We start from the raw sequence: 12048 nt of genomic DNA on the forward strand, positions 1-12048 counted from the left end.
TTTACCCACGGCGCGCGGGCCCATTACGCCGGCGCGAACAGGTCGGCCGGCGTGCAGCCGACAATCGCCCGGTAACGCGCCTCATCGGTGGCTCCCTCCGTATTGATGAGGAGCACGCGTGAATGCGCATCAATGCCGAGTGCCGACCGCGTCTTTGCGTCGGCAGCCGCCTTGAGAAAGCCGGCCAGGCCGGCAGCGCCGCTTTCGCCTGAGACGATCGGCGGATCGCCGGCGACCGGGCGGGCGAGGCGGCGCATGGTCTCGGCCGCGTCATCCTCGTCGATGGTCATGTAGGCGTCCGCTTTGCGCGAAAGAATGCGCCAGGCCACCAATGACGGCTCGTAGCATTCCAGCATGGCCATGATGGTGGGTTCGCCATGTGCAACCTTGAGGGGGTGACCGGCCTGCGCACTTTCGAACAGGCATGCCGCCCTGCTCGGTTCGACGACAATCAGGCGCGGGCGCTTGTCCCCGTAACGGACGTCGAAGTGACCGGCAACAGCCGCGGCAAGGCCTCCTACGCCTGCCTGAACGAAGACGTGTGTCGGCGCGGCCGCCAGGGCATCTGCCGCCTCCTTGAGCATCGCTGTATAGCCTTGCATGACAAGACCGGGAATTCGTTCGTATCCCGGCCAGGAGGTATCTGAGACGACGGTCCATCCCATCTCCTTGCACTTGCGTTCGGCCTCTGCGACTGAATCGTCATATGTGCCATCGACGCGGATAATCTGGGCCCCGAACGCGGCAATCGCGGCCACACGTTCGTCCGACACTCCTGAATGAACGAAGATCGCAGCTTTCGCGCCGACAAGTTGGGCGCCGGCGGCCACCGACTTGCCGTGATTGCCGTCCGTCGCGCAGCCGAAGGTCATGCCGGCGGCGACCTCGCGGACGGCCGGCGAATGCAGCTCTGCTATGTCCACTGGAAGGCCGAGCTTGCGGCCCGCCTGCTCCAGGACGAGACGGATAACGGCATAGGAACCGCCGAGAGCCTTGAAGCTGTTGAGGTCCAGCCTTTGACTTTCGTCCTTGACGTAGACGGCTTCGACGCCAGTCAGGCGGGCCAGGCCGGCAAGTGCATGGAGCGGGGTTGGCTTATGGTTCGGGCGGTAGGAAAGGAAGCGCGCTACCGCTTCGGCCGACGCGAGGCTGAGGATGTCGGCGTCTCTGGAATCGAGCGGTGTGCCGTGGTCGGGATGAGAGTTGAGGATAAGCAACGCGAAAGCTCCATGTTGCATCTGCGAAAAGTCGCGCATGAAAGAAGCCCGCCGGTGCGGCGGGCCAGTTTACATCGGATGATCAGATCAGGAGCCGACAAGCTCGATCTTGCCGTCAACGATCCGTACCAGCGTGCCATTCGCCATATATTGACCGCTCTCCCGGCCTTCGGGACCGTCCTTGACGAAGGTGACCGTTCCGTTGAGCGCCGGAGCTTCAATGTTCCAGAATGCCTCTTTGATCGCTTCCGGTTCAGCCTTGCCGGCCATTTCGATCGCTGCCTTGATGACCTGAATGCCGTCGTAGCCGCGGTAGCTCTCGGTCATGCCCGCTTTGTCGTGCCCGGCCTTTTCCCAGGCCGCGACGAAGGCTTTAGCCCTGTCGGGATGTTCGGCCCTTTCCGGGAACCACGGTGCGAAGAAGACCATGTGGATGCTGTTGTTGGCTGCGGAGCCGGCCTGCTGTATCAGCTGGTCGGGATTTTGCGATCCGCCGGTCGTGATGATCTGCTTCGTTATACCGAGCGCAGCAGCCTGCTTGAGGAGCAGTGTGAGTTGCTCGACCGCGGTCGTCACGATGATGGTGTCGGAGTCCGACGCCTTGATCTTGGACAGTTGCGCACTCAGATCCTGCGCGCCCTGATCCATTATCTCGGACAGTCCGACCTCGATTCCTTCTTCTCCAAGAGCCTTGGTGAAATCGTTTATGGTGCCGATTCCCCAGTCATTGTTGATGGCCAGGAAATCGACCTTCTTTATGTTGAGTTCCGGCAGGTGCTTCTTGAATAGTTCCGCTTCGACCCAGGAGGGCGGCGAAATGCGGAATACGTAGGGATTGCCTTGCTGGGTGATCTTCGACGACGAGGATGTCTCGACCAGCATCGGTACCTGGTACTGCATCAGCTTCGGCATCGCGGCGAGGGTAAGGCTGGACCCCCAGGCGCCGAGGAGGACGGGCACTTTGTCGCTGACGATAAGTTTTTCGGCAACGGCAGCAGCTTCGGTAGGATTGCTCTTGTTGTCCTCGATGACGAGCTGGAGCTTCTCGCCAAGAACCCCGCCATTGGCGTTGATCTCCTCCACTGCGAGCTTGGCGCCGTCGACGATGTAAGTGCCGGACGCCGCAAAGGGCCCGGTCAATGGCTGGTTGACGCCGATTTTGATCGGATCGGCTTGCGAGATACCGGCCCCTGCCAGGATCAGCGAGGCGGTAATCGCATACAAGTGCAAGCGCTCAATCAATGTCTTCTCCTCCGGTTATACGCATCAATTGCTTGGCACCTGGCCCAAGCAATCCTACTATTATACCAATAATAGTATAATAGGCAAATTGCCGATATGGAGGATACCAGCCCTCCACAGGGGCGGCTTCGTCCCTGTGTTTTGGGGCAGTGGAAGGCTCTATCGGACACTTGGCGGAGTTTCTAGTGCAGGCGCGGCAACTGCTGTCCGACAGCATGAATTGAGGCGCCGGCAGCATCTGGCCTCCGCAAACAGCTCAAGAACTGCATGTCACTATGGGTGGTGCGGGCCGCCGGTAAGAAAGCGCCACTAAATATCGCCGAGGGTGCCTATGTGTTCTCGACGCGCAACAACTTGCGCGGTGTATACTCTTTCGAGCCCTGTGCGCAGTGGCAGGTGGTCCAGCGGAACATCTCTGACCGGTTCCCGAAATGGCCAGCAGCTAAGGAGCTTCTTACCGGTACTGAGGGCAGATTAGCGTCTATTTCTTCGATCCGCTGAGTGGAATAAGCATAGATGTACCTGAGTGCTCATCGGCACCCAGTGAGAGATCACCATACGAGAATGATCAGACTTCATGATCCTACCTGATCCTGGAGGCCTGTTTAGGCGCTCCTGGCAGGGTCATGCACGAAATCGTTTTGGAAGTAAATCGCGCCTCGCTCAACGTGAGACGGAGCTGTCCTCCCACACGGCCCTCGCGGACGGACGACAAGACCCTCCCAGAAGGGGAGGGCCTTGACCGTTATGTCCACATCGGCAGCGGTGATCTTACCCGAGGACCTCCACAACTGCTTCGACGGTTTTGCCGACCACTTCGTCCGCTTCCGCCCGTGTCAGGCAGAGCGGCGGAGCGAAACCGAGTATGTCGCCCTGCGGCATGGCGCGACCGATCACCCCTCGCCGGGCCAGGGCTGCCGCAACGCTCGGGCCGACCTTCCGGTCCGACTCGAAGAAGGTGCGCGTGCCGCGTTCCTGGACGAACTCCACCGCGCAGAGAAGGCCTTCTCCACGAATTTCGCCGACATGGGCATGGCCTCCCAGCGCATCCTTCATAGCATGGTTGAAGTAGGCGCCGGTTTCCCTGGCATTTTCCACCAGCCCAAGCTCGTCGATCAGTTTCAGGTTGGCGACGCCCGCGGCCGCACCGATAGGATGGGCCGAATATGTCCAGCCGTGGCCGATCGGACCGTTCTCGTCCGTCCCCTGTTCGAGGACCTTCCATACCTTATCGCCGACAATGGAGCCCGATAGCGGCGCATAGGCCGAGGTCAGGCCCTTGGCGATCGTGATAATATCGGGCTCGATGCCGTAATGGTCCGATCCGAACATGGAGCCCAGCCGGCCGAAGCCTGTGACCACCTCGTCTGCGATCAGCAGGATGTCGTGCTCCTTCAGAACCTTCTGGATCGCAGCCCAGTAACCGGAAGGTGGCGGGACGATACCGCCGGTGCCGAGCACCGGTTCGCCTATGAAGGCTGCGATCGTGTCGGCACCTTCGCGGGCGATCAGCTTCTCCAACTCGTCGGCGCAGAAGGCTACGAAGTCGGCCTCGCTCATCCCGAGCTCCGGCCTCCGGTAGTAATAGGGCGCCTCCGTGTGGATCACCTGCGAAAGCGGCAGGTCGAACTTGTTGTGGAAGGTCGCAAGCCCGGTCAGCGAACCGGTGACGAGGCCGGAGCCATGATAGCCGCGCCAGCGGGAGATGATCTTCTTTTTCCGAGGCCGGCCGAGTATATTGTTGTAATACCAGACGAGTTTGACGTTGGTTTCGTTGGCGTCCGATCCGCCGAGGCCAAAATAGACCTTCGACATGTTCTTCGGCGCCCGCTCGAGCACCATCTTTGCCAGGGTGATCGAGGCTTCGGTGCCATGGCCGACATAGGCATGGTAATAGGCGAGTTCCTTCGCCTGCGCCGCGATCGCCTCGGCAATCTCAGAACGACCATAGCCGACATTGACACAGTATAATCCGGCGAAGGCATCGAGCAGCCGGTTGCCGTCGCGGTCCTCAATGAAGACGCCCTTGCCGCCGGTCACGATGCGGTTCGGCGTCTCGCCACGTGCGTGTTGGGCGAGATGGGTCGAGGGGTGGAAGAAATTCTCCCGGTCCCAGCGGTCGAGGACGTCATTTGTCAGCATCGTTGTTCTCCGTGCGGTCTTTCTGAATGCTCATGACACGTCGCAGCAGACGTATTTGAGATCGGTATAGGCTTCCATGCCATGGCGGGAGCCTTCGCGTCCCAGCCCGGCCTGCTTCATGCCGCCGAAGGGGATGGCAGCGCCGGTGATCTTGGTGCGATTGACCGCCACCATGCCGAATTCGAGCGCGCTGCTCATGCGCGCGATGCGGGCGCTGTCCGCGGTGTGAAGGTAGGCAACAAGCCCGGTCTCCGTGCGGTTCGCCCTTTCCAGCACTTCCTCCTCGCGGTCGAAGGGAGCAAAGGCCGCAACCGGGCCGAAGGTCTCCTCGCGGAAGATCGCCGCATCCTCCGGCACGTCCGCAAGGACTGTGGGCTGGAAGAATAGCGGCCCGGCGGGATCAACATTTCCGCCGGTGACAAGGCGCGCGCCGCGCGCCAGAGCGTCGGCGATGTGCTGTTCCTGCTTCGCGACGGCGCGAATGTTGATCAGCGGGCCGATGTCGGGATCGCTGGCACCAGGGCCGACCCGCATCGTCTCCACGCGTGTGGTAAAGGCGGCGACGAAGCGTTCATAGATGGACCGCTCTATGTAGAAGCGATTGGCCGCGAGGCAGTCCTGCCCTGATGTCGCAAACTTGGCCGCGAGTGCCCGCTCCACCGCCCGCTCGAAGTCGCAGTCCGCAAAGGCGATGAACGGCGCGTGTCCGCCAAGCTCCATGACCAGCCGCTTGATGGTCGGCGCCGACTGGGCGTAGATCAGACGGCCGGTCTCTGTGGATCCGGTGAAGGAGAGGATGCGCACCTTGGGCGATGCCGTGAAGGCGCCGACCACTTCGGGCGCGTCGCCGGTGACAACGTTGAAGACGCCGGCGGGAAAGCCGGCACGCTCGGCCAATTCGGCAAGCGCCAGCGCAGAGAAGGGTGTCTCGGAGGACGGGTGGCAAACGACGGTGCAGCCGGCGGCGAGCGCGGCAGCGGCCTTGCGCGTCAGCATCGCGGAAGGAAAATTCCACGGTGTCACGAGCGCAGCGACCCCGACCGGTTGGCGCAGCACGCGCATATCGGCGTCCGCCAAATGCGACGTGACGCTCTCCACATTCAATCGCTTCGCCTCCTCCGCATAGAACTCGACGTAGGAAGCGGCGTAATCGATCTCTCCGAGCGCTTCGGAAACCGGCTTGCCTTGTTCCTGGACCATGAGGCGGACAAGATCCTCGCGTGCGGCGACGATGAGATCGTGCCAGCGGCGGAGGATCTGTGCGCGCGTCAGGGGCAACTCGCCGGACCAAGGGCGAAATGCCCTGTGGGCGGCTTCGACCGCTTGTGCCGCGTCATCCGCCGTCAGTGCGGGCACGGAGCCGATACGCGAACCGTCGGCTGGGTCGGTGACGTCGATCATCCGCCCGCGCGAGCCCGCAGTCCAGGCGCCGTCGACATAGGCGAACTCCCGGAACAGGCGCGGGTCTGCAAGCGACGTCAGGGTGGTCTTCTGCAGGTAGGCGATCGAGGTCATGGCGGGGCCTCTCGTTGGCAAGTGCCCCACATTGTGCGCTGACAGGCGCCGACGATGATTTTGAAGAGCCCGGTGACGGCCAAAGCTTCGTCGGAAGTGAGAGCCGGGAGCAGAGGTTTTTTCGCCAGTTAGTCCTGCGCCTGCATGCCAAGCAGCTGCACTAGGGGCGGCGGCCTGAGCTTAACCGATTTCGTCACGACATAGGTGAAGTAGCGCGAGAGGCCGACTTTCGCCTCAAGCAGTTCATCCACCAGGCGCTGGTAGGCGTCTATGTCGCGCGTGACGATCTGCAGGATATAATCGAAGCCGCCGCCGACAGCCCAACACGCGACAACCTCGTCCAGAGGCGACAGCGCGCGCTCGAACTGGTGGAAATCCTGAGCGCGGTGGCTTTCGAGTTCGGCCGCCATGAACACTGTTATGTGAGGCGCGATCTTCTTCAGCGCGATCTCGGCCCGATAGCCGGTGATGAGGCCCGCCTCCTCCAGCCGCTTCATCCTTTCCCATGCGGGCGCGGCTGAGAGGTTCACCCGCTTTGCAAGCTCGGCCTTGGAAATGCGACCCTCGCGGCTGAGGATGGCCAGGATCTTCAGGTCGCGGTCATCGAGCTTCAGCATCGGCCGCACCATTTCGGTAACGGAAAGTTTCGGTCATCGCCCCGGCTGATCCCCGGCATACGCCAAAGAAGGATGGCGTTGCAGAACGGCGCAAGAACACGGAACCATCTCACGTCGAGATCACGGATCCCACCCCGGCCTTCCGCGCCAGTTCCAGGGCGAAGGTCGCAATGGCAGTATCCTGAGCGCCGGTACCAGTGAGATCGCAAATGGTGACCTGCTCGTCGGAGATGCGGGCCTCCTTCGTGCCGACGACGATCTCGCCAAGTTCCGGAGGCGTGCCACGGTTCCAGAGACCGGCAGCCTTGGCGCTGCGCAGTTCGCCCAGAAGCTCGCATTGGCTGACCCTGTCGCAGATATAGAGGTCGGCAGCCGCAATCGCGGCGGGATCGATCTCGTTCTTGCCCGCCTGGTCGGAGCCCATGGCGGTGATGTGGAGACCGGGGTGAAGCCACTCGGCCTGCAGCACCGGATGTTCGGCGGGCGTGGTTGTCACGACGAGCTGGCTCGCAGCGACGAGCCGGGCCGGATCAGGCTCGTAGGTCGCAATGACGGGCAGGTTGGTTGCGATATCGCGCGCACAGGCCTCCGCCTTCTCGGGGTCGCGTCCCCAGACCAGAACCCGGTTGAACGGGCGGACCAGATGGGCCGCCTGGAGCTGCAGCCGTGCCTGCACTCCTGTGCCGATGACGCCGGCAGTTTCCACGCGCGAGGGCGCAAGGTGGCGGGCGGCGACCGCGCCAGCGGCGGCGGTACGCAAATCAGTGAGGTAGCCGTTGTCGAGCAGCAGCGCCTCGACCAGCCCGGTCTTGGCGGAGAACAGGATCATCAGCCCGTTGAGGCTCGGAAGCCCGATCTTCGGATTGTTGAAAAAGCCTGGGCTGACCTTGATGGCGAAACCTTCGAAGCCTGGAATCCAGGCGGTCTTCACGTCCACTTCGCCATTGGCCTCCGGGAGGGCCATGGACAGGATCGGCGGCATTACCACCTTACCCGAGGCGAGTGCCGCAAAGGCACGCTCCACAACGTCGATCGCCGGGAGGTCGAGCTTGATCAGCTTCCGCAGATCGGTTTCGGTCAGGATCGTGACCTCACGCGCCATAGGTTCGCCCTTTCACTTCGGTGTCGCCGAGCTGAACGCTTCGTCCCGAGATGATGTCGGTGAAGCTGGTCATGTCGACATTGCGGCCGGTCAGGATCGTCGCGATCGGGCCGCCCGGCGGCGGCAGCCTGCCGGCCTTCATTGCTGCAATGCCGACAACGCTCGCGCCTTCGGCCACCATACGGTCCTCGAAATAGACCGTCTGCATCGCGTCATAGATCTGTTCCTCCGTGACGAGCACGCAGTCGTCGAGCAGGTCGCGGCAGAGCGGGAAAGAGAGGCGGTTATCGAGGCCGATGCCCCCGCCAAGCGAATCGGCGAGGCTCGGCACTTCCTCCACCTCGACGGGCCTGCCGGCACGCACCGAATCGTGCATTGCCGCGCCTCGGTCCATGCTGATGCCGATGACCTTGATCGATGGTTTGATGGCCTTGGCGGCCAGTGCCACACCTGCCGCAAGGCCGCCGCCGGAGAGGGGAACGAGGATCGCCGCCAGGTCCGGCCGGTCCTCGACCAATTCCAGCCCGATCGTCCCCTGGCCAGCGATCACCAGCGGATCGTCGAAGGGCGAGATCTCCATCAATCCCTCTTCCCGAGAGAGTCTGCGGCTTTCGGCGAGCGCGTCGTCCTGGCTTCGGCCGACGATGCGCACTTCCGCGCCGAGAGTGCGTATGCCGTCCACCTTCGCTTTCGGCACCAATGACGACATGCAGACCACGGCCCTCAGCCCGCGCGCCCGCGCTGCATAAGCGATGGCGCGGCCATGATTGCCCGTCGAGCAGCAGACGACGCCGTTAGCATCGCCGGCAAGGGCTGACACCGCATTGACCGCGCCCCGCAGCTTGAATGCCCCGACCGGCTGGGTCGTCTCCAGTTTCAAAAGAACGTCGTGGCCGACGATCCCACTCATATGTGGCGAGGGGACGAGCGGCGTGCGCACTGCAACGCCGGCGATCGTGCGACGAGCGGCCAGGATGTCTGCTAACGACAGGCTCAAATCGCCTCCTTCACTGCGCTCAGGAATTGCTGGGTGCGTTCCCGCTTGGGATTCCCGAACAGCTCCTCCGGGGTTCCCTGTTCCTCGATCCGCCCTCCATAGAAGAAGCAGACGCGGTCGGAAATGTCCTTGGCAAAACCCATCTGATGCGTGACCATCAGCATGGTCAAATGGTGCTCTGCGACGAGCTTGCGGATCACATTGGTGACTTCGCCGATCACTTCAGGATCGAGCGCCGAGGTCACTTCGTCAAAGAGCATCACCTTTGGCCGCATGGCCATGGCCCTGGCGATCGCGACGCGTTGCTGCTGACCGCCCGACAGGCGAGACGGATGCTGGTCGCGCTTATCCGCCATGCCGACCATCGCCAGCAGCTCCTCGGCGCGCTCGCGCGCCTCCTTTTTCGAAAGGCCGAGCACATGCACCGGGCCTTCCATGCAGTTCTCCAGGGCGGTCATGTGTGGGAATAGATTGAAGTGCTGGAAACACATGCCGATCTTCGACCGCATGCGGCGCAGATGACGATTGTTGGCTGGAACCAGCTCGTTGCCGCTCGGCATGTGCGTCAGCGGCTCGCCGTCGACATAGATGACGCCGCCATTGATGGTCTCGAGCGTCATCAGCATGCGGAGCACGGTCGTCTTGCCCGAGCCGGAAGGTCCGATGATCGTCACCATTTCGCCTTCGGCGATGTCGAGATCCAGCGAGTCGAGCACCACGAGGCTGCCATAGCTTTTGGTGACCTTCTTGAAGCTCACCATCGGGACGGGGTCGCCCTCAAGCTTGAGCGGAAATCCGGATAGGTATTGTGCGTTCATCAGACCATTCCGAGCTTGCGGCGCACCCAGGTTTCAAACAGGCGGATGCCGGCGGCGGTGGGCAGCGATATGAGGAGGAAGATGACTCCGACAAGGGTGTAGGGTTCCAGGAAACGATAGGTCTCGGAGCCGATGGCGTTGGCCGTATGCATGAGTTCGGCGACGCCGATGACCGAGAGCATGGGGGTATCCTTGAAGATTCCGACCAGGTAGTTGCCCATGCCGGCAAGTGAGGGGGGCAGGGCCTGCGGAATGATCACGCGAAAGTAGGTGCGCGCCGTCGAGAGGTTGAGCGAGGTCGCGGCTTCCCATTGTCCTTTCGGCACGCTCTCCAAGCCGCCGCGATAGACCTCCGAAAGATAGGCGGCATAGTGCAGGCCGATGGCGATCATACCGGCCGTCCAGGGCGAGAGCCTGATGCCGAACTGCGGTCCCACATAGAAGACGAAGAAGATCTGCAGCACCAGCGGTGTCGAGCGGATGAACTCGATCGCCTCTCGTACGACGACGGTGACGGAGCGGTAGGGCGTGCGCTGGGCGAGTGCGAAGGCAAGACCGAGCACCACCGCGATCGCATAGCCCAGGCCGGCGGCCAGGAGCGTGTTGCCGGTCGCCGCCAACAGGCGAGGCAGGATCTCCCAGGTAAAGTCCCAGCGCCAGTCGAACATCTCTAGGCCCTCCCCAGTTTTCGCTGCATGATGCGCTCCACCCAGCGCATGAACGGCGTCAGCATGAAGCGGGCGAGAATATAGTAGATGATCAGCGCGGTGCCGAAGGACTCGGCCGAGAGGAAGGTCGTGCCGTTGATCTGCTTAACCTGGAACATCAGGTCGGCCACGGCGATGAGCGCTACGAGCGCCGTACCCTTCAACAGCTCGATGAGCAGATTGCCCCAAGGCGGCAACATGATCAGCACGGCCTGGGGCAGGATCACGCGCCACATGCGTTTGGCGGGCGACATGTTGAGCGCGAGCGCTGCCTCCCACTGACCTCGCGGAACCGATAGGATCGCGCCGCGCACCAGCTCCGCCCCATAGGCGCCGAGATTCATGCCGACGGCGACGAAGCCAGCCGTGAATTTCTCGAACGTGATGCCGAAGAGCGGCAGCACGAAGAAAATCCAATAAAGCTGTACCAGGAGCGACGTACCCCGGAAGATCTCGATATAAACGGTGGCCACGCCGCGGACCAGCGGATTGGGGGCCATCCGCATCATACCCGCTGCAAGAGCGATGACGATCGCAAGCAGCGCTGCGAGCACGGTCAGTACGACGGTGACCAGCGTACCGCTCAGGATGCGGTCCCCGTATTGGCCTAGAAATTCGAAATAGGACATGCTGCTCGGAGCTTCCCGTCGGGGCCATGAAGGCGGGAGGCGGGCATCATTGCCCGAAGGCGAGCGCGGGCCGGATCGGGCCGCCCACGCATCGTCATGTCAGCGGTTGGCGCAGACCCATTCGGTCGTCCGGTCGCCGGGTAACGACGCCTCGCCATAACCATATTCGGCAACAGCGGCCAGCATCTCTTCGGAGCCGATATATTCCTTCATGGCCGCGTTGAACTTGTCGAGAAAATCCTGATCCGACTTACGGAAACCGATGCCGGCCCAGTTCAACGAGCTCTCCGGCATCGCGTTCGGGTCGGTCACCTCGACCGCCCCGCCGGATGAATCGGCAAGCTGCTTCATGGTGAAGTAGGTGCCTGCACCCGCGTCGGCGCGGCCAGCCCTCACCGCGGCCAGGATTTCCGTCGGTCCGGGAACTTGCATGATGTTCGACTCGGGAACGCCTGCTGCCTTCGCCTGCTCGACATTCGAATAGCCTGCCCCCGTCACCATGATGGCACCGCTCTTGGCAAGGCTCTCATAGTTGCTGATGCCTTTCGGGTTGCCGGGGGCGACGATGAAGCCGTCACCGACAGTCGCAATGGGCTCGGAGAAGGCGATATTCTCACAGCGACTCGCCAGGATGTTCATGCCACCCGTGACGATGTCAAACCTGTTGGCGTTGAGACCCGGGATGAGACCGCCCCATTCGGTCTGAACGGGCTCGATGTTTTCATAGCCCATCTTGTTCAGCACCGCGATCGTGAAAACGTTGACGAAACCCTTGGGGCTGCCGTCCTCGCCCGGATAGGCAAACGGTATCTCGTTTGCAAAACCGATACGGATCGGCTCGCCCTGGTCGGCCCTCTCCAGCAGGGATTGCGCATTGGCGAAGGCGGCGTTCGCTCCCAGCGCCAGGGCCGCCATGCCGAGAACGGCCATACCCTTTAAGATAGCTGCTTTCATAGGGTTTACTCCTGTTCCACCTTTATAGTTCTATGTTGTGCACAACATCCCGCGACCTTTGTATCGTGTCAATTGGTTTTTCGCAGAGCAGTGACGAAATATCTCTTG

General features: G+C 62.2%; 11 protein-coding genes. All 11 read right to left on the reverse strand.

Features of this window, described 5'->3' with window-relative positions:
• Positions 1 to 23: 23 nt before the first annotated feature.
• Positions 24 to 1217 carry a diaminopropionate ammonia-lyase gene (locus CHEJ32_RS0110705; RefSeq protein ID WP_028033884.1) on the reverse strand — a complete coding sequence of 398 codons (1194 nt, stop codon included), beginning with the start codon at positions 1215 to 1217 and terminating at the stop codon, positions 24 to 26.
• 87 nt (positions 1218 to 1304) lie between these two features.
• Complete coding sequence (locus CHEJ32_RS0110710) at positions 1305 to 2459, reverse strand: ABC transporter substrate-binding protein (RefSeq protein WP_028033885.1); 1155 nt, start codon at positions 2457 to 2459, stop codon at positions 1305 to 1307.
• A 771-nt stretch (positions 2460 to 3230) separates the two neighbouring features.
• On the reverse strand, positions 3231 to 4601 hold the full coding sequence (locus CHEJ32_RS0110715) for an aspartate aminotransferase family protein (RefSeq protein ID WP_028033886.1): 1371 nt from the start codon (positions 4599 to 4601) through the stop codon (positions 3231 to 3233).
• Between the two features lie 30 nt (positions 4602 to 4631).
• Complete coding sequence (locus tag CHEJ32_RS0110720) at positions 4632 to 6116, reverse strand: NAD-dependent succinate-semialdehyde dehydrogenase (protein ID WP_028033887.1); 1485 nt, start codon at positions 6114 to 6116, stop codon at positions 4632 to 4634.
• A gap of 128 nt (positions 6117 to 6244) precedes the next feature.
• On the reverse strand, positions 6245 to 6733 hold the full coding sequence (locus CHEJ32_RS0110725) for an Lrp/AsnC family transcriptional regulator (protein WP_028033888.1): 489 nt from the start codon (positions 6731 to 6733) through the stop codon (positions 6245 to 6247).
• Between the two features lie 109 nt (positions 6734 to 6842).
• Positions 6843 to 7835, reverse strand: a complete 993-nt coding sequence (locus CHEJ32_RS0110730) for a cyclodeaminase (RefSeq protein ID WP_028033889.1) — start codon at positions 7833 to 7835, stop codon at positions 6843 to 6845.
• Positions 7825 to 8832 (reverse strand): hydroxyectoine utilization dehydratase EutB, encoded by a 1008-nt coding sequence (gene eutB / locus CHEJ32_RS0110735; protein WP_028033890.1) that lies wholly within the window; start codon positions 8830 to 8832, stop codon positions 7825 to 7827. The genes CHEJ32_RS0110730 and eutB overlap by 11 nt, the downstream gene beginning before the upstream one ends.
• A complete protein-coding gene (gene ehuA / locus CHEJ32_RS0110740; RefSeq protein ID WP_034658198.1) occupies positions 8829 to 9650 on the reverse strand; it encodes an ectoine/hydroxyectoine ABC transporter ATP-binding protein EhuA in 822 nt (273 codons plus the stop codon). The genes eutB and ehuA overlap by 4 nt, the downstream gene beginning before the upstream one ends.
• A complete protein-coding gene (gene ehuD / locus CHEJ32_RS0110745) occupies positions 9650 to 10318 on the reverse strand; it encodes an ectoine/hydroxyectoine ABC transporter permease subunit EhuD (RefSeq protein WP_028033892.1) in 669 nt (222 codons plus the stop codon). Before ehuD ends, ehuA begins: the two co-directional genes overlap by 1 nt.
• A 2-nt stretch (positions 10319 to 10320) precedes the next feature.
• A complete protein-coding gene (gene ehuC, locus CHEJ32_RS0110750; RefSeq protein WP_028033893.1) occupies positions 10321 to 10986 on the reverse strand; it encodes an ectoine/hydroxyectoine ABC transporter permease subunit EhuC in 666 nt (221 codons plus the stop codon).
• A 99-nt stretch (positions 10987 to 11085) separates the two neighbouring features.
• Positions 11086 to 11940, reverse strand: coding sequence for an ectoine/hydroxyectoine ABC transporter substrate-binding protein EhuB (gene ehuB / locus CHEJ32_RS0110755; protein ID WP_028033894.1), 855 nt, complete (start codon positions 11938 to 11940; stop codon positions 11086 to 11088).
• Positions 11941 to 12048 lie beyond the last annotated feature (108 nt).

The organism is Chelativorans sp. J32 (assembly GCF_000518985.1).
Lineage (GTDB): Bacteria > Pseudomonadota > Alphaproteobacteria > Rhizobiales > Rhizobiaceae > Chelativorans.